Annotated in this window: 20 protein-coding genes and 1 pseudogene; 9 read left to right on the forward strand and 12 right to left on the reverse strand. The window is 60.5% G+C overall.

Going from position 1 to position 22,920, the window contains the following annotated elements; translation table 11 throughout:
- Nucleotides 1-13: 13 nt before the first annotated feature.
- The 3 genes from AM571_RS01915 to ubiE form a co-directional block, all read right to left on the reverse strand.
- The gene (locus AM571_RS01915; RefSeq protein ID WP_074059947.1) at nucleotides 14-1,597 is read right to left on the reverse strand and encodes an aromatic amino acid lyase; all 1,584 of its coding nucleotides are present in this window, start codon (nucleotides 1,595-1,597) and stop codon (nucleotides 14-16) included.
- 95 nt (nucleotides 1,598-1,692) lie between these two features.
- Nucleotides 1,693-3,267, reverse strand: a complete 1,575-nt coding sequence (gene ubiB, locus AM571_RS01920) for a 2-polyprenylphenol 6-hydroxylase (RefSeq protein WP_074059948.1) — start codon at nucleotides 3,265-3,267, stop codon at nucleotides 1,693-1,695.
- Between the two features lie 5 nt (nucleotides 3,268-3,272).
- Nucleotides 3,273-4,049, reverse strand: coding sequence for a bifunctional demethylmenaquinone methyltransferase/2-methoxy-6-polyprenyl-1,4-benzoquinol methylase UbiE (gene ubiE / locus AM571_RS01925; RefSeq protein WP_074059949.1), 777 nt, complete (start codon nucleotides 4,047-4,049; stop codon nucleotides 3,273-3,275).
- A gap of 151 nt (nucleotides 4,050-4,200) precedes the next feature.
- Here ubiE and mutM point away from each other — a divergent pair, with 151 nt between their 5' ends.
- The 5 genes from mutM (at nucleotide 4,201) to AM571_RS01950 (ending at nucleotide 9,977) form a co-directional block, all read left to right on the forward strand.
- Nucleotides 4,201-5,091, forward strand: a complete 891-nt coding sequence (mutM, locus tag AM571_RS01930; RefSeq protein ID WP_074059950.1) for a bifunctional DNA-formamidopyrimidine glycosylase/DNA-(apurinic or apyrimidinic site) lyase — start codon at nucleotides 4,201-4,203, stop codon at nucleotides 5,089-5,091.
- A 10-nt stretch (nucleotides 5,092-5,101) separates the two neighbouring features.
- Entirely contained in the window at nucleotides 5,102-5,875 is a 774-nt protein-coding gene (locus AM571_RS01935; RefSeq protein ID WP_074059951.1) for an enoyl-CoA hydratase, read from the forward strand.
- A gap of 194 nt (nucleotides 5,876-6,069) precedes the next feature.
- The gene (rpsT, locus tag AM571_RS01940; protein ID WP_022713448.1) at nucleotides 6,070-6,348 is read left to right on the forward strand and encodes a 30S ribosomal protein S20; all 279 of its coding nucleotides are present in this window, start codon (nucleotides 6,070-6,072) and stop codon (nucleotides 6,346-6,348) included.
- Nucleotides 6,349-7,217: 869 nt separating this feature from the next.
- Complete coding sequence (gene dnaA, locus AM571_RS01945; protein WP_074063021.1) at nucleotides 7,218-8,771, forward strand: chromosomal replication initiator protein DnaA; 1,554 nt, start codon at nucleotides 7,218-7,220, stop codon at nucleotides 8,769-8,771.
- A 123-nt stretch (nucleotides 8,772-8,894) separates the two neighbouring features.
- Entirely contained in the window at nucleotides 8,895-9,977 is a 1,083-nt protein-coding gene (locus AM571_RS01950) for a saccharopine dehydrogenase family protein (protein WP_074063022.1), read from the forward strand.
- On the opposite strand, the gene AM571_RS01955 is transcribed toward AM571_RS01950, so the two are convergent.
- The 4 genes from AM571_RS01955 to gcvA form a co-directional block, all read right to left on the reverse strand.
- Nucleotides 9,974-11,095, reverse strand: a complete 1,122-nt coding sequence (locus AM571_RS01955; protein ID WP_074059952.1) for an ABC transporter substrate-binding protein — start codon at nucleotides 11,093-11,095, stop codon at nucleotides 9,974-9,976. The two genes, AM571_RS01950 and AM571_RS01955, sit on opposite strands and share 4 nt — an antisense overlap.
- A complete protein-coding gene (fhuF, locus tag AM571_RS01960) occupies nucleotides 11,092-11,847 on the reverse strand; it encodes a siderophore-iron reductase FhuF (protein ID WP_074059953.1) in 756 nt (251 codons plus the stop codon). The genes AM571_RS01955 and fhuF overlap by 4 nt, the downstream gene beginning before the upstream one ends.
- 4 nt (nucleotides 11,848-11,851) lie before the next feature.
- Nucleotides 11,852-13,981: a TonB-dependent siderophore receptor gene (locus AM571_RS01965; RefSeq protein ID WP_237358523.1), complete on the reverse strand. Its 2,130-nt coding sequence runs from the start codon at nucleotides 13,979-13,981 to the stop codon at nucleotides 11,852-11,854.
- Nucleotides 13,982-14,166: 185 nt separating this feature from the next.
- On the reverse strand, nucleotides 14,167-15,045 hold the full coding sequence (gene gcvA, locus AM571_RS01970; RefSeq protein ID WP_074059955.1) for a transcriptional regulator GcvA: 879 nt from the start codon (nucleotides 15,043-15,045) through the stop codon (nucleotides 14,167-14,169).
- 213 nt (nucleotides 15,046-15,258) lie between these two features.
- On the opposite strand from gcvA, the pseudogene AM571_RS01975 reads away from it, so the two are divergent.
- A pseudogene (locus AM571_RS01975) lies at nucleotides 15,259-16,172 on the forward strand (DMT family transporter).
- A gap of 3 nt (nucleotides 16,173-16,175) precedes the next feature.
- Here AM571_RS01975 and hemW read toward each other — a convergent pair.
- From hemW to rph, 4 genes are read right to left on the reverse strand one after another with little or no spacing between them, the layout of a single operon-like run.
- Complete coding sequence (gene hemW, locus AM571_RS01980; RefSeq protein WP_074059956.1) at nucleotides 16,176-17,378, reverse strand: radical SAM family heme chaperone HemW; 1,203 nt, start codon at nucleotides 17,376-17,378, stop codon at nucleotides 16,176-16,178.
- 9 nt (nucleotides 17,379-17,387) lie between these two features.
- Nucleotides 17,388-18,032 (reverse strand): RdgB/HAM1 family non-canonical purine NTP pyrophosphatase, encoded by a 645-nt coding sequence (gene rdgB, locus AM571_RS01985; protein ID WP_074059957.1) that lies wholly within the window; start codon nucleotides 18,030-18,032, stop codon nucleotides 17,388-17,390.
- A 7-nt stretch (nucleotides 18,033-18,039) separates the two neighbouring features.
- On the reverse strand, nucleotides 18,040-18,456 hold the full coding sequence (locus tag AM571_RS01990) for a VOC family protein (protein WP_074059958.1): 417 nt from the start codon (nucleotides 18,454-18,456) through the stop codon (nucleotides 18,040-18,042).
- Complete coding sequence (gene rph / locus AM571_RS01995) at nucleotides 18,453-19,172, reverse strand: ribonuclease PH (protein ID WP_074063023.1); 720 nt, start codon at nucleotides 19,170-19,172, stop codon at nucleotides 18,453-18,455. The genes AM571_RS01990 and rph overlap by 4 nt, the downstream gene beginning before the upstream one ends.
- A 182-nt stretch (nucleotides 19,173-19,354) precedes the next feature.
- Here rph and hrcA point away from each other — a divergent pair, with 182 nt between their 5' ends.
- Nucleotides 19,355-20,443 (forward strand): heat-inducible transcriptional repressor HrcA, encoded by a 1,089-nt coding sequence (gene hrcA / locus AM571_RS02000; RefSeq protein ID WP_074059959.1) that lies wholly within the window; start codon nucleotides 19,355-19,357, stop codon nucleotides 20,441-20,443.
- A 100-nt stretch (nucleotides 20,444-20,543) separates the two neighbouring features.
- Nucleotides 20,544-21,176 (forward strand): nucleotide exchange factor GrpE, encoded by a 633-nt coding sequence (gene grpE, locus AM571_RS02005; RefSeq protein ID WP_074059960.1) that lies wholly within the window; start codon nucleotides 20,544-20,546, stop codon nucleotides 21,174-21,176.
- 36 nt (nucleotides 21,177-21,212) lie between these two features.
- On the opposite strand, the gene AM571_RS02010 is transcribed toward grpE, so the two are convergent.
- Complete coding sequence (locus AM571_RS02010; protein WP_074059961.1) at nucleotides 21,213-22,157, reverse strand: nucleoside hydrolase; 945 nt, start codon at nucleotides 22,155-22,157, stop codon at nucleotides 21,213-21,215.
- A 292-nt stretch (nucleotides 22,158-22,449) separates the two neighbouring features.
- Between AM571_RS02010 and AM571_RS02015 the strand changes: the two genes are divergently transcribed.
- Nucleotides 22,450-22,875 carry an Hsp20 family protein gene (locus AM571_RS02015; protein WP_022713463.1) on the forward strand — a complete coding sequence of 142 codons (426 nt, stop codon included), beginning with the start codon at nucleotides 22,450-22,452 and terminating at the stop codon, nucleotides 22,873-22,875.
- The last annotated feature ends 45 nt before the right edge of the window (nucleotides 22,876-22,920 follow it).

A 22,920-nucleotide genomic window follows, 5' to 3' on the forward strand; every position in this document is an offset into this window, starting at 1 on the left:
CCGGTTCAAGAGCTCAGATGACGAGGGCGTCCTGCGTCAGCCTCCGTTCGATTCGCTCGAGCGAGCCGAGCGCGAAGAAGTCGTCGAATGAGGCGATCGGCACCTGCTCGATCAGCTTCGAAGCGAATTCGTCGGATCCGAGCTCTTCTTCGATTGCTTCGACCTCGGCCGAAAGCGGCCGGTCCACGGTGTAGAAATCGGCGTGCTTGCGCACGACATCGTAGATCATGCCCGCGACGCCTTCAGGCCGGTCACCGAGAATATCGGCCGCCTGTGCTGCCAGCAGCGCCTCGAGCGCAGCCATACGCTTCAGCGCCTGCATCTGCCGCTCGAAGCGCTCTATGACCAGCGGCAGGAAAGCGGCTTCGTCCTCGAGCCCCGCCGCAACCACCAGCGACTGGGCCGATACCGGGTTGGACATGGAAAGCACGCGTGAAAAGATCTCGCCGGCGAGCTTGATGATCGGGCCGAAACCCGTTGCGATTCGGCCCGGCGGCACGAGGTTGACCGGCAGGTCTCGCCGCTGCCCGTTGCCGAGCAGGACACAGCGGTTGAAGGCGTTGCGCGCTGCATGCGCCATGCACAATGCCGCCGATTCCAGCAGGATCGTCACATCGAGGGGCAGCGAACCGCCCGACGTCATCACCCGGCCCTCGACGACGACCGGGTTGTCGTCAGAGCGGCCGGTGGCAGCAAGGATCTTGTGACCGGTCGACAGCAGGTTCTCGATCACTGCGCCGAAGACCTGCGCGATCATGCGAAGGCTGAGCGGATCCTGCACGTGGGTCGCGACCGGCCATTCCCAGGCGTCGGAGGCATTGCACAGCCACGAGCCGATCAGCGCCTCCCGCGGCGTGCCGACATGGCGCACTGCCCGCCAGGGGTCGCGCGAAGCGCCAAGCGCGCCTGCCGCCATCATACCGGTTGCCAGCAGAACGCGGATCGAAGCCGCCGCATTGCGCGTTGCCTCGGCGGCTGCTGCAAAGCTCACGGCATTGATGCTGAGCGAGGCGAGGCTGTCGCGCGGCGCCATGGTGACCGGTTCAAGCCCCGCCGCCCTGAAGGCATCGGCCGCTTGCATGCGCTTGCCGCGATAGACGGCTTCGCCGACGCCGGTCAGAACCGCACCGATCTGTCCCATGAGGCCGATATCGGCGCAACCGATCGAGCCCGTGCGCCGCACGAGCGGGATGAGGTCAGCCCTGAGCAGCCGCAGATATGTTTGTATGAGTTCCGGCGTGCACCCGACCTGGCCCGTCAGCGCCGTATTGACCCGGATGGCCATGGCGTTTCGCACGACAGCGCTGGAAAATGGCGTGCCGGTGCCGAAGTGATGGGCGCGCACGAGGCCGAGGTTGAAGATGTCGAGTTCCTCCGCGGACCATTCGACATCCTTCATCGCGCCCACTCCGGTGGTAGAGCCATAGACGGGAATGCCGGCCTGGATCGCGTCTTCGACGACGGAGCGTGCGATCTCCACGCGTGCCATGCCTGTCGCGGAAGCAGAAAGCGCTACCCTGCCGGAGCCTATTCGCACCATCTCGGCAAAGCTCAATGGTTGGCCGGAAAGTTCGATGCCGGGGCGTTCATGCTTCATCTGCAGGTCTCCTTGAATGCGAGACTAAGCGAGCACTGCGCAATTTGAGATATCCCAAATGCCGAACACAGCATGCAATTGTTTGTGTCTGGGCCTCAGCTCAGCATCCAGGCTATATAGAGAAGCGTCAATGCGATAATCCAGAGCGCCGGGCGGCCGGATCGGCTGTAGCGTGCCTCGGATTTGCCGATCGCGTCGGCCGTTTCAGCGTCGAAGCGCAGTCCATGCTCGCTCATATGCAGCAACTGATGGTGGAATTTCTCGGTCTTCGCAGCGATTTCCGGAACGGCTTCCGCCAGCTTCACGGCAGCCTTCAGTCCGTCTTTGAGGTCGGTGACGACCCGCTTCGGACCGAGATTGTTGCGGATCCAGTCGCCGACGACGGGCTCCGATGCCTTCCACATGTTGAAACGCGGATTCAGCATTCGCGATACGCCTTCGACGACCACCATGGTCTTCTGCAGCATCACCAGTTCGGGCCGGGTCTGCATGTCGAAAAGTTCCGTTACCTCGAAGAGCAGCGTCAACAGCTTGCCCATCGAGATCGTTTCAGCAGGCTGGCCGTGGATCGGCTCGCCGATCGCCCGGATTGCCTGCGCGAAACTTTCAACATTGTGATGTCCGGGCACATAGCCCGCCTCGAAATGCACCTCGGCGACACGCACGTAGTCGCGCGTAATGAAGCCATAGAGGATCTCGGCAAGGAAGCGCCGTTCCTTCTTTCCGAGCCGACCGACGATGCCCATGTCGACGGCGACGATCATGCCGCCTGAATCGACGAAGAGATTGCCGGGATGCATGTCGGCATGGAAGAAGCCGTCGCGCAGCGTGTGGCGCAGGAACGATTGGATGAGGATATCGGCAAGGGTGTTGAGATCGTGGCCGGCAGCGCGCAGCCCCTCGACATCGGACATCTTGACGCCGTCGATCCACTCCATGGTAATGACGTCGCGTCCGGTGCGTTCCCAATCCACCTTGGGGACGCGAAAGCCTGGATCCTGTCCCGTGTTTTCGGCGATCTCCGAAAGTGCAGCCGCCTCGAGCCGGAGGTCCATCTCGACCTTGGTCGACTGCTCGAGCGTCTTCGTGACCTCGACCGGCCTCAGCCGCCGGCTCGAGGGCATGAAGCGCTCCTGCATGCCGGCGACGAGGTACATTGCCTCGATGTCATGGGCGAATCGCTGCCGCACACCGGGGCGCACCACCTTGACGGCGACCTTCTTGCGGCCGTTGGGGGTATTGACCTCTGCAGGATGCACCTGGGCAATAGAGGCTGCGGCAATCGGATCGTCGAAAGTCACATAAAGCTCTTCGATCGGGCGACCGAGCGAGCCTTCGATATTCGCCTTTGCCGCCGCGATCGGGAAGAAGGCCATCCGGTCCTGGAGCTGCGAAAGGTCGTCGGCGAATTCGACGCCGACGACGTCAGGCCTGGTCGCCAGAAACTGACCGATCTTCACATAGGAAGGTCCGAGCCGCTCGACGGCCCGGGCAAGCCTATCGCTGCGCTTCTTGGCTTTTGCCCGGCTGCGCGCAAACAGGCCGACAAAGGATTTGGCAAGGCTGACGGAAGGCGGCAAGCCTTCTGAAGGCAGCGCCGAAACAACGCCCTCGCGCACCAGAATCCAGCCGACCCGCAAGAGCCGAAAATATGCTCCGAAAGCACTCATTCAGATCAAAGCTTCCAACCCGAGTGCAAGGCCGCGATACCACCGGTGTAGCTGGTGTAGGTCACGCGCGAAAAGCCGGCATTGCGGATCATTTCAGCGAAATTTTCCTGGTTCGGGAACTTGCGGATGGATTCGACGAGATACTGATAGGGCTCGGCGTCGCCGGTGATTGCCTTGCCGAACCGCGGAATGGCGTTGAAGGACCAGGCCTCGTAAACCTTGTCCAGGAGCGGCATGTCCACTTCCGAAAATTCCAGCACCAGCAGGCGGCCGCCGCGCTTCAGCACGCGATGAGCTTCCAAGAGCGCCACGTCGATATGCGGCACATTGCGGATGCCGAAGGCGATCGTATAGGCATCGAAGGTGCCGGCCTCGAAGGGCAGGCTCTCGGCATTGGCCTCGATGAAGGTGAGATTGTCGCGAAGTTTCTTCTTGTCCGCCCGCTCGGCGCCGACGCCGAGCATGGAGCCGTTGATGTCGAGCACGGTCGCGTGCGCCAGGCGGTTCGATGCCTCGACGATACGGAAGGCGATATCGCCCGTGCCGCCTGCAACATCCAGCACCTTGTAGCCCGAGTCCTTGCGCGGATTGAGCGCTGCAACCATCGCATCCTTCCAGACGCGGTGCATCCCCATCGACATTACATCGTTCATGATATCGTAGCGTCTTGCGACCTTATGGAAGACGTCGTTGACGAGACCCTGCTTCTCGCCACTCGGCACCTCGCGGAAGCCGTAGGATGTTTCCATGCCGCCATTGGCGGAAGTACGGCTTTCTGACATCGGACTACTCCGTTACTCGAAATCGGTACGGCGACCATAGCGAAAGGCCGCTTGAGACGCTATCTGTGGAGGCGGGTAATACCCGCGGCTTACTGGCGCTATAACCCACATCGTCCGCAGTTGAAACACGTTTAGATACAGATGGGTTAACATGCCGGAATTGCCAGAAGTCGAAACGGTGAAGCGGGGTCTTTCGCCCGCCATGGAGGGCGCGCGCATCGAGAGGCTGGAGCTTCGCCGCGGCGACCTGCGCTTTCCCTTCCCGGACAATTTCGAAGACGAGGTTTCGGGCCGCACGATCATCGGGCTTGGCCGCCGTGCCAAATATCTGCTGATCGACCTCGACAGCGGCAAGACCATCATCTCCCATCTCGGCATGTCTGGCTCCTTCCGTATCGAGCAGGGGCCAGCCAGTGAAACGCCTGGCGATTTTCGCTCCAAGCGGTCGAAGGACGAGAAGCATGACCATGCGATTTTCCATCTGCAAGGCAAGGGTGGCGAGGCCCGCGTCATATACAATGATCCACGCCGCTTCGGCTTCATGGATATCGCCGATCGCTGCGAGCTTCACAACACTCCCTTCCTTTTCGGCCTCGGGCCGGAGCCGACCGGCAACGAACTGAGTGCGGCCTACCTGGCAGAACGCTTTGCGGGAAAGGCACAGCCCCTGAAGGGCGCTCTCCTCGACCAGAAAAACGTTGCCGGTCTCGGCAATATATATGTGTGCGAGGCGCTCTGGCGCGCACACCTGATGCCGGCACGCGCTGCGGGGACCATGGTCACCAAGACAGGAACGCCGAAGGAGCAGCTTGGTCTGCTCGTCGCATCTATCCGCAGCGTCATCGCCGATGCGATCAGGGCCGGCGGCTCGTCGCTTCGCGACCATATCCAGACCGACGGCTCGCTCGGTTATTTCCAGCATTCCTTTTCGGTCTATGACCGCGAAAGTCTGCCTTGCCGCACACCCGGTTGCGGCGGTACGGTCTCGCGCATCGTGCAGGCAGGACGTTCCACCTTTTATTGCCCGGACTGCCAGAAATAGGGAGGCAAGCATGGCCTATGAAACGCTGATTGTCGAAACACGCGGCAATGTCGGTCTGATTACACTGAACCGGCCGCAGGCACTGAACGCGCTGAATTCCATCGTCCTTGAGGAACTGAAGCAGGCTTATGCCAATTTCCATGCCGACGAGGCGATCGGTGCAATCGTTCTGACCGGATCAGAACGCGCTTTCGCAGCCGGCGCCGATATCAAGGAAATGCAGCCGCTGCAGTTTGCCGATATGTACAAGACCGAATTCATCAGCGGCTGGGACGAGATCGCCAAGGCTCGCAAGCCGGTCATCGCTGCCGTCAGCGGCTTCGCACTGGGGGGCGGCTGCGAACTGGCAATGATGTGCGATTTTATCATTGCGTCGGAAACTGCCAAATTCGGCCAGCCCGAGATCACACTCGGCGTCATCCCCGGCATGGGCGGCTCGCAGCGCTTGACGCGCATGGTCGGCAAATCGAAGGCCATGGATATGGTGTTGACCGGCCGGATGATGGATGCGGCGGAAGCCGAGCGTGCTGGGCTCGTTTCGCGCGTGGTGGCGCCCGAGCGGCTGCTCGACGAAGCGCTGGCGGCGGCCGCCAAGATCGCCTCGCTGTCGCAGCCTTCGGTGCTGATGGCCAAGGAGGCGGTCAATCGCGCGCTGGAAACCACGCTGGAGGAGGGCCTGCGTTTCGAGCGCCGTCTGTTCCACAGCCTTTTCGCAACCGAAGACCAGAAGGAAGGCATGGCGGCCTTCATCGACAAACGAAAGCCGGCCTTTAAACACCGCTGATCGTCATTCCATGGGACAAAGGCGGCGTTTCCTTGAAAATGCGCGTTGACGCGGGCCGGCTTTAGAGTTATATGCCCGCCCACGGTTCGGGAAGCCGATCAGGTTTTCCGTTTATGCTCCCGCATTGCTGAAAGTTGTGGCCGCAGGGCCCGCGGTGGTGGCGGAGTTTGTTCGAATTCTTGAGAGAGGCATCCATGGCCAATACAACTTCGGCGAAAAAAGCGACCCGCAAGATCGCCCGCCGTACCGACGTCAACAAGGCTCGTCGCTCGCGCGTTCGCACTTTCGTTCGCCAGGTCGAAGAGGCACTTGCAGCGGGTGATGCTGCCAAGGCAAAGGAAGCCTTCCTGGCAGCGCAGCCGGAACTGGCGCGCGCTGCAAGCAAGGGCGTCGTCCATGCCAACACGGCATCGCGCAAAGTCTCGCGGCTCGCTGCTCGTGTGAAGGCTCTGTCGGCGACTGCCACCGCATAATCTTTGATTAACAAATTGATCGTTATGATTAGCCCGGTAATCAAGCCGGGCTTTTTCGATTCCGATGATCCTCTCCGGATTGGTTAATTTGGCGACTGTTTCGTGTCACTGGGATGACATGAAAAAACCTTTAGAATCAAATAGTTGCGCAAGGATGTTTCCAGCTTGAGCGACTCTTCTGCGTTCCGGTGGGCTTAGTTGTGAGTCAAGCGGATTTTTATTTTTTTTCTTTCAATGCGTGTCCAAAATACCCACTTCGGGAATCTCCTTGATTCTCCTGCGATTCTTTTTTGACATTGGCGTGACGCCCAAAAACGGGCCCCGGAGTCAATGGTCGCTTGTTAATTTTGCGTAAAATTCATCATTGATCTCGGCAAGCGATCCTGCCTAAATGGCTTCCAGCAAAGGGCGCGGACATCACCTGCAAAGGCTCAGTCTAAACTGCCACACCGGCAGGGCGATGGGTTTGTGCCATTTGCCACGGAGTAGCTATCTCTCCGTTTTTTCAAGCACTTGAGCTATTTACACCGGGACCGTGGCTGGTCACGGAACGAAGAGGCTTTGTGCGCTCGGCGGCTCCATGTTCAAGGGAGCCGAAGGGGATGGGGACAGTAATATTTGCGTTTGGCAGGCTTGCCGGAAAACGAGGTTCCGGTAGCCGGCTTGGCGCGGCGAACATGACGGAGGCCGCATGAAGGCGGTATCCGCCACGGTTTTCTGCGCCGGTTTCGCCTTGCGGGACAGCGTTTGTGTGAACCGGCATGCATGATGGTCCATGAAAGGGCCTTGCGCGTGCCAAAACGGGGAAAATTGATCGGGCGGCTGTTGACTGATGTCCGCCCGGTGAAATGAATTTGGAAGGCGGCATGATGCAAATGAATTCATTGACGACGGGTGCGCTTGAAAATGGGGATAATGCACCGCAGGCGTTTGGCTCAATTTGCCCGGATGCGGCGGGAGAAAAAGGAGACATGAAGCATGGCATACTTTTCGAGCGTGTTGGTGCGCGTCTGAAGGCCCAGGTCGGCCCTGACGTTTATGCAAGCTGGTTCGCACGCCTGAAGCTGCATTCGGTTTCAAAGAGCGTCGTGCGTCTTTCGGTTCCCACGACATTTCTCAAGTCGTGGATCAACAACCGCTACCTTGATCTCATCACCAGCCTTTTCCGGCAGGAAGATGCAGAAATCCTGAAGGTGGAAATTCTCGTCCGTACAGCAACGCGTCCCGGCATGAAGCCGATCGATGAGGCGGCTTCCCAAGAGCCGGCTTCACCGGTCACGCCAATGCGTCGGCCGCTTGCTGCTCAGCCTGCGGGTCAGGCGATTCAACAGGCCGTTTCGGCCGCCGCTGCCGCCCGTCCCGCAACGGTCGGCCAGCCGCTGTTCGGTTCGCCGCTCGACTCACGCTTCACCTTCGACACCTTCGTCGAAGGCAGCTCCAACCGCGTTGCGCTTGCTGCGGCAAAAACGATTGCGGAAGCAGGACAGGGCGCGGTGCGCTTCAACCCGCTTTTCGTTCATTCGAATGTCGGTCTCGGCAAGTCCCATCTGCTGCAGGCGATCGCCAACGCAGCGGTTCAGAATCCGCGGGCGCTGCGCGTCGTTTATCTGACGGCCGAGTATTTCATGTGGCGTTTTGCAACGGCGATCCGGGACAACGATGCGCTGACGCTGAAGGACTCGCTCCGCAATATCGACCTTCTGATCATCGATGACATGCAGTTCCTGCAAGGCAAGATGATCCAGCACGAGTTCTGCCACCTGCTGAACATGCTGCTCGACAGCGCCAAGCAGGTGGTGGTTGCCGCCGACCGGGCGCCCTGGGAGTTGGAATCGCTCGACCCGCGGGTGCGTTCCCGTCTGCAGGGCGGCGTGGCGATCGAGCTTGATGCGCCCGACTACGAGATGCGCCTCGAGATCTTGAAGCGTCGCCTGAGTGCGGCCCGTCTGGAGGATCCATCCCTGGAAATTCCGGCCGAGCTGCTCTCGCATGTCGCCCGCAGCGTGACGGCAAGCGGCCGCGAATTGGAAGGCGCCTTCAATCAGCTGATCTTCCGGCGCTCCTTCGAGCCGAACCTGTCGATCGAGCGGGTGGACGAACTGCTTGCCCATCTGGTCGGATCCGGCGAGCCGCGCCGGGTGCGCATCGAGGATATTCAGCGCATCGTCGCACGCCACTACAATGTGTCCCGCCAGGAGCTGGTTTCGAACCGGCGCACGCGCGTCATCGTAAAGCCGCGGCAGATCGCCATGTATCTGTCGAAAACGCTGACGCCGCGTTCATTCCCGGAAATCGGCCGCCGCTTCGGTGGGCGTGACCACACGACGGTGCTGCACGCGGTGCGCAAGATCGAGGAGCTGATTGCGGGAGACACCAAGCTTTCGCACGAGATCGAGCTTCTGAAGCGCCTGATCAACGAATAATCGGTGGTCGTCCACGTGAATATGCGGCCGGAAGCAATTCCGGCCGTTTTCTTTTATGAGTTTTTTCTTCTATCACAGCCACATGAAGCAAGCGCCGCGGCTTCGACGGCGATGGGGGTCAGCATGAGTTTCAAGAGGATCGCCGTTCTCGGGCTTGGCAAGGTCGGATGGCTTGCGGCAACGCTTTTGCACGAGGGCGGCTTCGAAGTGACGGGCGTCGATACGCAATTGCCGCAGGCCGAAGTGCCGTTCATGTGCCGTGTCGGCGATATTTCAGACCCGGCCTTCGTGACGGAGCTGCTATCCGGCGCGGAAGCGGTACTCTCTTGCCTGCCATACCATCTCAATATCGAGCTTGCGCGAGCTGCCCACGTGGCAGGCATTCATTATTTCGACCTGACGGAAGACGTTCCGACCACCAATTTGATCCTCGAACTTTCCAGGACATCGTCCGGCCTGATGGCGCCGCAATGCGGCCTGGCGCCGGGCTTCGTCGGCATCGTTGGTGCAAGCCTTGCCGATGGGTTCGACGCCTGCCGCTCGATCCGAATGCGTGTCGGCGCCTTGCCGCAGAACCCGACGGGCTTGTTGGGCTATGCCTTCAACTGGTCGCCGGAGGGCGTCGTCAACGAATATCTGAACGATTGCGAGGTCATAGAAGGCGGTGTTCGCAAGCTCGTCTCGCCGATGGAATGGCATGAAACGGTCTATGTCGAAGGCGTCAAGCTTGAAGCCTTCACAACGTCGGGCGGGCTTGGCACGATGTGCGATACGCTCCACGGCAAGGTCGACAATCTCGACTACAAGACGATGCGCTATCCGGGCCACATGGAGCTGATGAATTTCTTCTTCCATGAGTTGCTGATGCGGGAACAGCGAAAGCTCGCCGGCGAAATCCTGACCAATGCCAAGCCGCCGGTCGAGGACGACGTGGTCTATGTCCATGTGGCGGCCGAAGGCACGCAAGCAGGAAGCCTCCGCCGCAAGGAGTTCGTGCGCGCCTATTATCCGATCGAGATTGCCGGCGCGCGCCGCACGGCAATCGCCTGGACGACCTCGGCGTCCGTCGTCGCCGTCATCGAAATGGTTCGCGACGGCAAGCTGCCGGCAACGGGTTTCCTGCATCAGGAGCACATCCCGCTCGATGTGTTTTTGCAGACGCCGACGGGAAGCCTGTTCAAGGCGAGCGCCTCAAGTCGCCATTAGGCCTTGAGGCTCGTCCAATAGGCACCTTCGAAAGGGACCGCGGCAAAACGCGCGTTGATCTCGGCAAGACTGCTTGCCGGATCGACGTCGTGGAAAAGTTCCGGCCTTAGCCAGGTTGCCACCGCTTCGGCTGCCAGGATGTTCAGCGGCACGGCATTGAAGAAATTCCACATACCGTGGACGTTGCCTTCGCGAACCGCCTTCAGCGGTGCAAGATTCGGCATCTTCACCGTCTCGCCGAGCGAGCGCTGGGCTTGCGATGGATCGACGCCGGGACCGATTGAAAAGGCCGAATAGGTGCCGCCGGGTGATCCGGTGGCAATGTAGACATCGGGGTCGGCTTCAAGGATATATTCCGCAGTCACCGGTCCGCCCTGGGGAGGAAGGTTCTTGTCGGCGGCGTTGCGGCCGCCTGAAAGCGTGATCAGTTCGCCAAGCCCGGTGCGGCCGATTGCCCAGCTTGCGCGGACCTCGCTTGGAAAGGCATCCATCAGTACGAGAGGCCCCGTTTCCGTCGCTGCCTTGGCCTTGATGCGCTCCAGCCGCGTCTCGTAGAACCTGGCGAAATCTTCGGCCTGCTCGTTCCGCTCGAAGATCCGGCCGAGAAGGCGCATGTCGCGCGGCGTGGTCTTCAGCGGGTCGCGATTGAAATCGACAACGACGACCGGCACGCCGACGGCGTCGAGATACTGTATCGCACGCTGGCCGGGTTCGCCGTCGGCCTGCCACATGGCCATGATCGCAAGGTCGGCATTGAGCGAAAGCGCTGCCTCGAAGGACAGCCCATCCGCCTGGCCATTGCCGACGAAAGGCACGTTTTCGATTGCCGGAAATTTCTGCCGGAAGGCCTCATAGATAAAGGGATTGTCGCCCTTCATGTCGTCTGCCCAGCCGGCGAGCAGGCTGACGGGATCGGGATGGATCAGCGACAGGGCGACAAGATTGAATCCGGTCCCAAGGATTACCGCTTCCGGCTTTTTCCTGATCGTCACCTTGCGGCCGATGGCATCCGTGATGGTGAGCGGCCAGGCAGTCTGCGCCTTTGCAACATGCGGAGCACAAAGGACGACGGAAGCCATAGCGATCAGATTTCGCCGCGTGATGACAAGCTCGGTCATTGAGGGTTCCTCTGGCTTGGCAATGCGCAGAGTTTGCCGCAGCTTGGAATTCCGGGAAGCATGTATCGAAGGCAGCAGACCTTGCGCCGTGCAACCTTTTCACCCTCCTCATCCAGGTAGCTGAGGCAGCCGCAAAACGGGTTTACGCCGCCATCCGGCAGGGTGCCGTGCGCAAAGAGCGGAAGATCGGGACCGCCTGACGGTGCTCCTCCAGTCAGGCGCAATGCATAATCGATATAGACGGCAGCGTTGTTCCAGCACAGCCTTGCCGAGATCCCGCAGGCCCTCAGCCGCATCACCGCTTCACCAAGGTGGTGTTCAAGAAGGGGGCCGACGGCGGCGAAACTTTCGGTCTCCACCTCGCTTTCAATCGTGCCGGCATGCGGGACGCCGAAGGCGCGTGGCAGGCCGTTATCCTCCAATGCAATCGTCATCTCTTCGAATCCGACCGGAAGCGCCTGGCCGCTTAGGCGCCGGGCAAGCAAATAGGGGATGGAAAGTGCGGAAAAATAGTAGAGCGACCACATGGAAACGACGGCGCGCCGGTCGCTGGCGCCGGATACTTCCGCATAGCGATCGATCGCGCGCTGAAAGCCGCCTTCCCGGAAAAAGGCAGGCAGTGGCACGCCGCCGGCAAGCGCCTTGCTCAACATCATCTTGTCCCGGCACCAGGCATGCTCGCCGCAAAAGGCTGGCGAAAGGCAAAGCAGCCCGTCTTCGATACTCCTCTCCCGATGCGACGCGCTTGCCATCGGCCTACCAAGTGTAGCGAAGGGTGCCGATCACCGAGCGGCCCTGGTCGCGGTAGCAGAAGCCCGCCGAGCAGACGGGCTCGCGGCGGTCGAACAGGTTGGTGGCGTTCACCTGCAGGCTGAGACCATCATACTTGTCGTCGAGTGCCGCAAAGTCGTAGCTGACTGCTGCATCGAAAAGCACGCGGGCACTGTTTTCCGTCGTGTTTTCATCATTGCCGTAGCTCTTGCCGATGTAGCGGGCACCCAGGCCGAGGCCCAGTCCATAAACCGGGCTGGTTTCCTGGAATCGGTAGTAGGCCCAGAGCGATGCCATGTGCTTCGGCACGGAGGAGACATAGTTGTCGACAGTACCCGTCGGGCCTTCGAGGATCTTGGCCTGCGTAAAGGTATAGGACGCGACCAGCGACAGGCCGTTGTCGAGGCTCGTGTTGGCCTCGATCTCGAGGCCACGGGAACGAATCTTGCCCCGCTGGACCTGAATGTTTGCCGGACCGCTCGGCAGGTTTACGACTTCGTAATAGAGACTGTTTTTCTGATCGATATTGAACAGGGCGGCAGAAAGCATCGTATTGCTGTCCGGCAACAGGTATTTGACGCCAATCTCTTCCTGTTGACTTTCGGTGGGTTTGAAGGGGGCGTTGGTTTGCCTGTTGATACCGGCATTCGGCGCGAAGGCGGTCGAATAGCTGATATAGGGAACGAGGCCGAAGTCGGTCTCGTAGCTCAGGCCGATCCGGCCGGAGAACTCCTTGTCCTTCTGGGAGACGGTGTCCTCGGTGTCTGCAACCAGATCGGTATTCTCCGTATCGGTCCAAACCCAGTCGTAACGCCCGCCGAGCGTCAGCAGCCAGGCGTCGTAGCGCATCTGATCCTGCAGGTAGGTGCCCGCCTGCCACTGGTCCTGAACGGTGCGGGTCTGGAAGTCGATGTGCGGGACTGGAGCGCCTGCGCTCGGATCGTTGGTATCAAGCGGCGGGGAGACGCCGCGGCCGTCGAGTGAACGCCAGCGAAGCCGGGTCAAGTCGATGCCGGCGAGCAGCGTATGGTCGACATCGCCCGTATCGAAGCTCGCCTCGAGCTGGTTGTCGATGACAAAAGCCGCAAGGCGCTCGTCAAACGTGCCGGCGCTGCGATCGAGCAGCGTTGGATCGAGCGCGTTTGGTGCGTAGGCGAAGGCCCAATCCGTGTCGATGTTCAATGTCGAGAAGCGTGCATTCTGGCGGAAGACGAAGGTGTCGTTGAGCCTGTGTTCGAACTCATAGCCGATGCGGCCCTGGTTCTGAACAGAATCGTTGAAGGCAGGATTGCCAGCGAAATAATCCGTTACTTCGCCGGTGACCGGGTCGTTGTAATAGGCTGCCGTGCCACCTGTCTTCGTGCGTGAATATTCGCCGAGGATGGTAAGCTTTGTGTCCTCGTCCGGCTTCCATGTGAAAGCCGGCGCGATGTAGACGCGGTCGTCGGGAACGCTGATCTGCTCCGTATTGGCATCACGATAAAGGCCGGTGAGGCGATAGTAGAAGGGATCACGGTCGTCAACGGGACCAGTGAAATCAAACTGGCTCTGGTAACGCTGCTGGGTGCCGTATTGCAACTGGAGTTCACGATAGGGCTCCTCCGTCGGGCGCTTGGTGATCAGGTTGTAGAGACCACCGGCGCCGGAGGCGCCATAAAGAGCCGACGAGGGGCCGCGCAGGATCGAGACGCCCTCAAGGCCGTAGGGTTCGGTCTTGAAGAGCGAAGAGCCGGCGCCTGGCTGGCGCAGGTTGTCGCGAAAGACACCCGTATAGGTGACGTCGAAGCCGCGCACCGTGAAGCTGTCGAAGCGTGGATCGAAACCATAGGCACCCACGCGCGTGCCTGGCGTATAGGCGATCGTGTCGAGCAGCGTTTGGGGATTGCGGTCCTTGAGTTGCTGTTCCGTCACGGACGAGATCGACTGCGGCGTCTCGATGAAAGGCGTATCGGTCTTTGCGCCTGTCGCGCTGCTCTTGCCGACGTAGCCGTCCGCCTGGATGACACCGCCGCTACCGCCGTTGACAATGATGTCCTGAAGCACTGTTGCGCCATCTTCCTGCTGCTTGTCGGCGGCCGTGTCCTGCGCAGCGGCGGGAAGGAGAAGATGGGCCATCGCGGCCCCCGTCAATGCGGAAGCCCGCAGCGACCTGGCAAAGACTTGTATTTTCATCGGCTTGCAACTCTCGGGAGTTTATTTCATAAATCATGAGTGTCATAATCAACAAAAAGCCGAATGAAAACCCTTTTATGAGTATTTAACTCCACTTTTTAGGGAAAGAGGCGACAAGCGCGAGGTGGTCACGCTTGCGAAAGCAGCCAACGCCTGAAGGCCGCGACGGCCGGGCGTTCGAGTGCCGCGCCTGGATAGACGAGATGAAAGGCAAGGCGGCTTGCAACACCAAGCGGGAAGGGCGCGACCACGGCGCCTTCGGCGAGTTCCTTGTCCAGAAATGACCGCCGCATCAATGCAAAACCGAGGCCGGCCTTCATGGCTTCGTAGGCGCCATTGCCATGCATGAAGATCGGCCCGCGCGAAGCATCCACCTTCGTCGCGCCTGCTGCCTCCAGCCAGAGCTTCCAGTCGTGCCGGTAGACATCATGGATCAACTGGAATCCGGCGAGCCCATCTGGCAAGGGGTGGTCTCCAAGCTCAGCCGCCAGCGGTGGAATGCAGACCGGCACCAGCTCGTCATCCACCAGCCGCTCACTGACGAGGCCGTCATAGCCGCCAAGCCCGTGCCGGATCGCCAGATCGATGCCATCGCGCTGAAAGTCGAGCACACGATGCGACGCACTGATGCGCACGTCGATCTCCGGATGGATCTCCTCGAAGCGCCCGAGCCGCGGAACAAGCCAATAGGTCGCAAAGCCTGCCGTGCAGGTGACATTCAGCACACAACCGCGCCCCCGCGCCGCAATCGCAGCCGTCGCCTCTCTCATCAGCCGGAAGGCGGTCTGCAATGTGGCGAAGTAATCCGCGCCCTCGACCGTGAGGGCGAGCGCGCGCGCTTTCCGCTCAAAAAGCCGTATGCGGAGGGTAGCTTCAAGATCGCGGATCTGCAGGCTGACGGCGCCTGGCGTCACATGCAGCTCCTTGGCGGCCTGCGTCATGCTCAGATGCCGCGCCGCAGCTTCAAAGGCCCGTAGGGCCGAAAGGGATGGCAGAAACTCGCTCATGATTTAGTTCAGCTAAAGCGTATGCGGAAAAAGACTCGTTTGTCGAAGCAAAATTATCGAAATAATATCAAAATGAAAGCAATTCACTAAAGAGAATCGTCAAGCGCCATTCATCGAGTACAGGTCGCAGCTTTCAGAAGCTGGTGCGCAAGAAACGGGTGGCGAGATTGTCGGCCGCATCGTAAGCCTTGCCAACAATGAAGGGAGAAAGACATGCAGAAACAAATGGGCTTGGCCGAATGGAGCATGCTTGTGGTCCTGTCACTCCTTTGGGGCGGCTCGTTCCTGTTCAACGGCATCCTGGTCAAGGCGCTGCCGCCGTTTACGATCGTCACGGGCAGGGTGCTGCTGGCGGCACTCGCGCTCAATGTCATCGTGCGGCTCATGGGCCACACGATGCCGCGCGACGGCAAGAGTTGGGTTGCCTTCTTCGGCATGGGCGTTCTGAACAACATGATCCCCTTTTGCCTCATCGTCTGGGGCCAGGTTCACATTGCAAGCGGCCTTGCCTCGATCCTGAACGCCACGACGCCGCTCTTTACCGTCGTTGTTGCCATATACTGACCACCGACGAGAAGATGACCGGCCATCGCCTGATTGGTGTGCTGATCGGATTTGCCGGCGTGGCCTACATGATCGGCTTCGATGTGCTTCACGATCTCGGGTCGAACGTGCTGGCGCAACTCGCCGTACTTGGCGCTGCGATCTCCTAATCCTTCGCCGGCATCTGGGGCCGCCGCTTCCGGGCGATGAACATGCCGCCGCTGCTGCCCGCCGCAGGCCAGGTGACGGCCTCCACCATCCTGATGGTGCCGATCGCGCTGATTGCCGACCGTCCATGGGCATTGCCCGCTCCTGGTATCGAAACCTGGCTGGCGCTGGCCGGCCTCGCACTGCTTTCGACCGCCGTCGCCTATGTGCTGTTCTTCCGGGTTCTCGCAACGGCGGGCGCGACGAACCTGGCGCTGGTGACCTTCCTCATTCCCGTCAGCGCCATTCTGTTGGGTACGCTCATCCTCGGCGAGCAGCTGCAGGCGAAACATCTGATCGGCATGGTGACGATCGCCGTCGGCCTTGCGGCGATCGACGGGCGGTTGATGTCACTTGGGAAAAGGCGGCCAGCCTGAGGCTCAGCAGGCGAGGTCGGCGACGACGGAATCGAGGATCAGCATGCCCGACGGCGTGCAGCGAAGCCGGGAGTTGCCGATCCGCTCGATGAAACCGTGCTCCAGCAGAAATTCTTCGCGCTTCGGATCCGGATCCCGGCCGGAAAGCTGCTGCCAGCGGGCAAGATCGACGCCTTCCTTCAGCCGCAGTCCCATGAGCAGCAGCTCGTCGGCCTGCTCGTCATAGCCGAGCCGTTCCTGCTCAAGAATGCCATGCCCGTCGCGCTCGACAAGCTCGAGCCAGGTCTCCGGCTTGCGCTCGGTCGCCGTTGCGATCTTCTCAGCGCCTTGCGTCAGGCGTCCATGTGCGCCGGGGCCGATCCCGGCATAGTCGCCGTAGCGCCAGTAGGTGAGATTATGGCGGCTCTCGGCGCCGGGCCGGGCATGGTTGGAAACCTCGTAGGCGGGCATGCCCTCGCGTGCCATGATCTCCTGGGTCGCCTCGTAGAGGATCGCCGATTGCTCCCCGTCCGGCACGATCAGCTTGCCGGCCTTGTGCAGGCCGTAGAAGGGCGTGCCCTCCTCGATCGTCAGCTGGTAGAGTGAAAGATGATCGACCGCATAGGAGATCGCCTCCTTCAACTCCTTGTCCCATTCCTCGACGGTCTGGTCGGGGCGGGCATAGATCAGGTCGAAAGACATGCGCGGGAAGATATCGCGCGCCAGCTTGATGGCTTTCAGTGCGTCGGCGACATCGTGCAGGCGGCCGAGGAATTTCAGGTCCCGGTCGTTCAGGGCCTGGACGCCGAGCGACAGGCGATTGACGCCTGCAGCGCGATAGCCGCGGAAGCGATCGGCCTCCACGCTAGAAGGATTGGCCTCCATCGTGACCTCGATGCCGTTTTGCACGTGCCAGTGCTTGGCGATACCATCGAGAATGGCCGAGACCGTTGCTGGATGCATGAGCGAGGGCGTGCCGCCGCCAAGGAAGATGCTCGTCACCGTCTTCGGCCCACTCAACCGGCGAACGGCCGCCATCTCCTTGACGAATGCAGCGGCGAACCGCTCCTGGTCGATCGGCTGATGACGGACATGGCTGTTGAAGTCGCAATAGGGGCACTTCGCCGCGCAGAACGGCCAATGCACGTAGACGCCGAAACCTGGCTCGCCGGTATCGGGCAGGAGCATCGCATCGCGCGTCAAGCTTGGTGTATCGAGTATCTCCACGAACCGACCTTACGCTTCCAGGCAGGTTTCGACAAAGCGTTTGAATGCGCGCGCCCGATGCGACAGGGCCTGCGGCTCGCCGATATTCCAGCCGTGCTTTTCCTGCGCACTCATCTCGCCGAAGGTGATGTCGTAACCTTCCGGCTGGAACACCGGATCGTAACCGAAACCCTGGGTGCCGCGCGGCGGCCAGACGACGCTACCTTCCACCTCGCCGCGGAAAAGCTCCGTATGGCCGTCTGGCCATGCAAGGCACAGCACGCTGACAAAGCGCGCGCGCCGTTGCTCCGGCGTAGTGGCTCCGGCTTTCTCCAGCGCCCGTTGCACCTTCTCCATCCCCAACCCAAAGTCGCGCGTGCCGTCGGCAGTCTCGGCCCAGTTGGCCGTATAGACGCCCGGATCGCCACCGAGCGCGTCGATCACCAGTCCCGAATCGTCGGAAAGCGCCGGCATTCCCGCTGCCTTTGCGGAGGCGAGAGCCTTGATCGTCGCGTTTTCCTCGAAGGTCGTGCCGGTTTCGTCAGGCTCGATGAAGTTCAGGTCCGCTGCCGATTTGGCAGTGAAGCCGAGCGGCCCGATCAGGTCCTGGATCTCGCGGATCTTGCCGGCGTTGTGGCTGGCGACGACGATGGTCTTCGTTTCAAGCGTGCGCATGGTCGTCCTATTCGATGCCCCAGATTCTGGCTTCGGCGCATTCGAGGCTGTTTCCCGCCGGGTCGCGGAAATAGATCGAGCGGCCGCCGTTCGGCCAGTGCACTTCCGATTCGATTTCGATGCCTTCGGCCCTGAGCTTCTGCGCCATGACATCGATGTTCTTACCAGACACCCGGAAGCATGCGTGGCCCTGACCTTTCGTGCCGTGGGCCGGCACCTGCAGGGCACCGGCGGCTGGCGGCTTCACCGTTTCATCGGGATTGAAGATCAACAGCACGCCTTGCCCGCAGCGGAAGAATACATGCCGGTTTGCGGCGCGCGCGATCTTCGAAAGGCCGAGTACGCCTTCGTAGAAAGCCTCGGCCTTGTCGAGATCATCCGCATAAAGCGCCGTCTCCAGCATGCCTTCCAAAAGGGCAGTCATACGGCGATGGCCTGTTTCTGCATGTCGACGAGTTCCACGATGCCGGCTTTGGCCAGTGTCATCAGCGCGGCAAATTCGCCGTCCGTAAACGGCGTGCCTTCGGCGGTTCCTTGAATTTCAACGATGCCACCCGCCCCTGTCATGACGAAATTCGCATCGGTTTCAGCAGAGGAATCTTCGAGATAATCGAGGTCGATCACCGGCTGGCTGGCGAAGATGCCGCACGAAATTGCGGCGACATGATCCTTGAGCACGCGCTCGACCTTGATCATGTTGCGGGTTTCCATCCACTTCAGGCAGTCGTAGAGCGCAATCCAGGCGCCTGTAATGGAGGCCGTGCGCGTGCCGCCGTCAGCCTGAATGACGTCGCAGTCGAGGGTGATCTGGCGCTCGCCGAGTTCCTTGAGATCGACGACGGCACGAAGGGAGCGGCCGATCAGGCGCTGAATTTCCTGTGTGCGTCCGCCCTGCTTGCCGGCTGCGGCCTCGCGTTTCATGCGCTCGCCGGTTGCCCGCGGCAGCATGCCGTATTCGGCCGTGACCCAGCCCTTTCCAGTGTTGCGCAGCCAAGGTGGCGTCTTTTCTTCCAGGCTTGCGGTACACAGCACATGCGTATCGCCGAATTTGACGAGGCAGGAACCTTCCGCATGCTTTGAAAAATTGCGCTCGAAAGTGACTTTGCGCATCTGGTCGGTTTTTCTGCCTGAAGGCCGCATTGTGATCTCCTGAAACATGATGCCGAAAACCGTGAAGCGGCTTGCGCAAAACATCATGCATGCTTGAATGGTGTCGACAGCTTCTACGATTGGCCGCAGCCATTTGCAAATTCCCTTTTGCTACGAGGACGAGAACGGCTATATTTTAAGGATCGTCATCAAAGGCAGGTCCAAGGAAGTTCATGGGGTTCAGGTCGACGTCGGTTTCGGATGCCGTTGCTGCGCTGGATGAACGCTCCAAGGAAATCTTCCGCCGCATCGTTGAAGGTTATCTTGAAAGTGGCGAGCCTCTCGGCTCGCGCAATCTTTCGCGCATTCTGCCCATGTCGCTGTCGCCGGCGTCGGTTCGCAACGTGATGAGCGACCTGGAAGAGTTGGGCCTGATCTACTCGCCACATGTCAGCGCCGGACGCCTGCCGACGCAGGGCGGCCTTCGCTTCTTCGTCGATGCCTTCATGCAGGTCGGCGACCTTTCGGCCGAGGACCGTGCGAATATCGACCGCCAGGTCCGCCCCGAAAGCCGCGATAATCCGGTTGAATCGATGATGAACGAGGCAAGCCGGATGTTGTCGGGCATTTCGCGCGGCGCAGGGCTCGTCATCACCTCGAAGAGCGACCCGGTTCTCAAGCATGTCGAATTCATCCGCCTGGAGCCCACCAAGGCGTTGGCAGTGCTCGTCGGCGATCACGATCAGGTCGAAAACCGCATCATCGAATTGCCGGCAGGCGTTACGTCGTCGCAGCTGACGGAGGCCGCCAATTTCCTCAATGCCCATATGTCCGGCCAGACATTGCCGGAATTGCGCAAGCAGCTCAGCCGCTTGAAGGAGAACGTCCGCCACGAGCTCGACGCGTTGTCGCGCGATCTCGTCGAGCGCGGTATCGCGGTGTGGTCTGGCGATACGGATGAAGGCAAGCCGCCGCAGCTTATCATCCGCGGCCGATCCAACCTGCTCGAGGGCCTGGCAGGCGCGGAGGACCTCGATCGTCTCCGCATGCTCTTCGACGATCTCGAAAAGAAGGACAGCTTGATCGAGCTGCTGAACCTTGCCGAGACCGGTCCGGGCGTGCGCATCTTCATCGGTTCTGAGAACAAGCTGTTTTCACTTTCCGGCTCGTCGCTGATTGTTGCGCCCTATCGCGACGATGACGACCGCATTGTCGGCGCCGTCGGCGTCATCGGACCGACGCGGCTCAATTATTCACGCATCGTGCCGATGGTGGACTACACCGCCCAGCTGATTTCCCGGCTTGCGCGCGGCACGCTTTAAAAGAACGGAATTTTCTCTTCTTCGTCACGCAGACTTGATTTTTTGCGGTCAAAGCTCGATATCGGGCCCATCCCAAGAGAACCTACTACCGGAGACCGTCATGACTGACGAAACGACGAAAAACGGATCTAACGCTGCCGCGGCTGAAGCCGCAGACGACGTTGCCGCAAACGTCGAGAACGAAACCACGGTGGAAGCGCCGCGCCAGCCGGATCCGCTCGAAGTGCTCAAGGCTGAAAATGCCGAGCTGCGCGACCGTTATCTGCGCCTGGCCGCCGAAATGGACAATCTGCGCCGCCGCACAGAGCGCGACGTGAAGGATGCAAAATCCTACTCAGTCGCCGGCTTTGCGCGCGATATGCTTGCCGTTTCGGACAATCTGCGCCGCGCGCTGGATGCCATACCGCCCGAGGCGAAGGAAGCGGGCGAGACGGGCCTCAACACTTTGATCGAAGGTGTCGAGATGACGGAGCGCTCCATGCTCTCGGCGCTGGAGCGCCACGGTGTCCGCAAGTTGGATCCCATCGGCCAGAAGTTCGATCCGAACTTCCACCAGGCGATGTTCGAGGTTCCGAATGCCGAAGTGGCAAATAACACGGTCGTCCAGGTCGTCCAGGCAGGTTTCACGATCGGCGAGCGTGTTCTTCGTCCCGCAATGGTCGGCGTGGCCAAGGGCGGCCCGAAGGCAGCGGATGCAGATCTCAACACAGCCTTCACCGAAAAGGACGCCTGATCGTCTTCTCAGACGCCATCGCAATCAGGATGAAAATCAGATGCGGGCGAAGCGCTCGATCAGCAGGTCGAAAAAGCCGTCCGCATCCGCATAGCGCATCACCTTGGCATTGCGCTTGCGGTCGGTCACATGCCACCAGTCGACCACCGTCATGCCGACAGTCAGCTCCGACTTCACCTCTATCTCGACGTTGCAGTCACGGCCCTTGAACAGTTCCGGCTTCAAGAGATAGGCGACGACTGCCGGATCGTGCAGGGGTCCACCGTCAGAACCATATTTCTCGACATCGAAGCGTTCGAAGAATTCCAGCATTTCGACCATCGCGTTGGCCGGTGCCGTGCCGAGATCGGCCATGCGCTTCACACGATCCTTGCGTGTCAGCAACTGATGTGTCACGTCGAGCGGCATCATCACGATGGCCATGCCGGAACGAAAGACGATGTCGGCCGCTTCCGGATCGACATAGATGTTGAATTCGGCGGCGGGCGTTATGTTGCCGCCCTCGAAGAAGCCGCCTCCCATCATCACCAGTTCACGGATGCGCGGGATGATGTCTGGCGCCTTTTGCAAGGCCATGCCGATATTGGTGAGCGGTCCGAGCGTGCAAAGCGTCACCGTACCTTCCGGCTCACGGCGAAGCGTCTCGATGATGAAGTCGACGGCGTGCTGTGCCTCAAGCGGCATCGTCGGCTCGTCGAGCTCCGGTCCATCGAGGCCGGTCTTTCCGTGCACGTGCTCGGCCGTGACCAGCTTGCGCGCCATTGGCGCGTCGGCGCCTGCGAAGACCTTGGTGTCGGTCCGTCCGCAGAGCTCGCAGACGATGCGCGCGTTGCGGCTCGTGTAGGAGAGCGGCACATTGCCTGCAACGGTCGTGATGGCGAGTACTTCGAGCTCTTCGGCACTGCCGAAGGCAAGCATGATGGCCGCTGCATCGTCCTGGCCGGGATCGGTGTCGATGATGATCTTCCTGGGGGTCGCCATTGCGTTGCTCCGTCTCGAGGTGCACGTCGTTTTGGCAGGCACCATTCGTTCATTTTCCCGTCGCAGATCGGCGCAACCGCTGCGGTCGACGATGTGATGCGAGGCGGCGTGATCTTTGTCAAGCAACGGCCCCAGGTCCAACCGTCTTAAACGCCAGTCCGACCGTCTTAAACTCATGTGACGGCGATGCGTCGCATGTGACTTGCGCCAAAGGCACATACTTCCCATATTAACGGCGTCCGGATGCTACGCTTAGGTCCGGGAAGGTCGCTTGAATCAAGGACTTTGAGAGATGAGCCGCATGACACCTTTCGCCAGCCCGCTGCTTTTGGGTTTCGATGCCATGGAAAAGACGCTTGAACGCATTTCCAAGGCAAGCGATGGTTACCCACCCTACAATATCGAACGTATCGCTCCGGGCCAGGGAGCGCCCGAGCGCCTGCGCATCACGGTTGCCGTTGCGGGTTTCAGCGAAGACGAGCTGGACGTTACGACGGAAGAGAATCAGTTGCTGATCCGCGGTCGCCAGGTCGAGCATGGCGAACATGAATATCTCTATCGAGGCATTGCTGCGCGCCAGTTCCAGCGAACCTTCGTCTTGGCAGACGGCATGCAGGTTCTGGGCGCCAGCCTCAAGAACGGACTGCTGGCCGTCGATCTCGTTCGTCCAGAACCAGCGCGCATGGTGAAGAAAATTAACATTTCGGTCTCACAGTAGGACAACGGCCCATTCGGCTGTTGGTCCCTTCTCCCGGAGGTACAG

This window comes from Rhizobium etli 8C-3 (genome assembly GCF_001908375.1).
Classification (GTDB): Bacteria; Pseudomonadota; Alphaproteobacteria; order Rhizobiales; family Rhizobiaceae; genus Rhizobium; species Rhizobium etli_B.

What these genes read in the sequence shown, in the direction of transcription:
- AM571_RS01915 (WP_074059947.1), bottom strand. Translation starts at nt 1,597, where the DNA reads ATGAAGCATGAACGCCCCGGCATCGAACTTTCCGGCCAACCATTGAGC.
- ubiB (WP_074059948.1), bottom strand. Translation starts at nt 3,267, where the DNA reads ATGAGTGCTTTCGGAGCATATTTTCGGCTCTTGCGGGTCGGCTGGATT.
- ubiE (WP_074059949.1), bottom strand. Translation starts at nt 4,049, where the DNA reads ATGTCAGAAAGCCGTACTTCCGCCAATGGCGGCATGGAAACATCCTAC.
- mutM (WP_074059950.1), top strand. Translation starts at nt 4,201, where the DNA reads ATGCCGGAATTGCCAGAAGTCGAAACGGTGAAGCGGGGTCTTTCGCCC.
- AM571_RS01935 (WP_074059951.1), top strand. Translation starts at nt 5,102, where the DNA reads ATGGCCTATGAAACGCTGATTGTCGAAACACGCGGCAATGTCGGTCTG.
- rpsT (WP_022713448.1), top strand. Translation starts at nt 6,070, where the DNA reads ATGGCCAATACAACTTCGGCGAAAAAAGCGACCCGCAAGATCGCCCGC.
- dnaA (WP_074063021.1), top strand. Translation starts at nt 7,218, where the DNA reads ATGCAAATGAATTCATTGACGACGGGTGCGCTTGAAAATGGGGATAAT.
- AM571_RS01950 (WP_074063022.1), top strand. Translation starts at nt 8,895, where the DNA reads ATGAGTTTCAAGAGGATCGCCGTTCTCGGGCTTGGCAAGGTCGGATGG.
- AM571_RS01955 (WP_074059952.1), bottom strand. Translation starts at nt 11,095, where the DNA reads ATGACCGAGCTTGTCATCACGCGGCGAAATCTGATCGCTATGGCTTCC.
- fhuF (WP_074059953.1), bottom strand. Translation starts at nt 11,847, where the DNA reads ATGGCAAGCGCGTCGCATCGGGAGAGGAGTATCGAAGACGGGCTGCTT.
- AM571_RS01965 (WP_237358523.1), bottom strand. Translation starts at nt 13,981, where the DNA reads ATGGCCCATCTTCTCCTTCCCGCCGCTGCGCAGGACACGGCCGCCGAC.
- gcvA (WP_074059955.1), bottom strand. Translation starts at nt 15,045, where the DNA reads ATGAGCGAGTTTCTGCCATCCCTTTCGGCCCTACGGGCCTTTGAAGCT.
- rdgB (WP_074059957.1), bottom strand. Translation starts at nt 18,032, where the DNA reads ATGCGCACGCTTGAAACGAAGACCATCGTCGTCGCCAGCCACAACGCC.
- AM571_RS01990 (WP_074059958.1), bottom strand. Translation starts at nt 18,456, where the DNA reads ATGACTGCCCTTTTGGAAGGCATGCTGGAGACGGCGCTTTATGCGGAT.
- rph (WP_074063023.1), bottom strand. Translation starts at nt 19,172, where the DNA reads ATGCGGCCTTCAGGCAGAAAAACCGACCAGATGCGCAAAGTCACTTTC.
- hrcA (WP_074059959.1), top strand. Translation starts at nt 19,355, where the DNA reads ATGGGGTTCAGGTCGACGTCGGTTTCGGATGCCGTTGCTGCGCTGGAT.
- grpE (WP_074059960.1), top strand. Translation starts at nt 20,544, where the DNA reads ATGACTGACGAAACGACGAAAAACGGATCTAACGCTGCCGCGGCTGAA.
- AM571_RS02010 (WP_074059961.1), bottom strand. Translation starts at nt 22,157, where the DNA reads ATGGCGACCCCCAGGAAGATCATCATCGACACCGATCCCGGCCAGGAC.
- AM571_RS02015 (WP_022713463.1), top strand. Translation starts at nt 22,450, where the DNA reads ATGAGCCGCATGACACCTTTCGCCAGCCCGCTGCTTTTGGGTTTCGAT.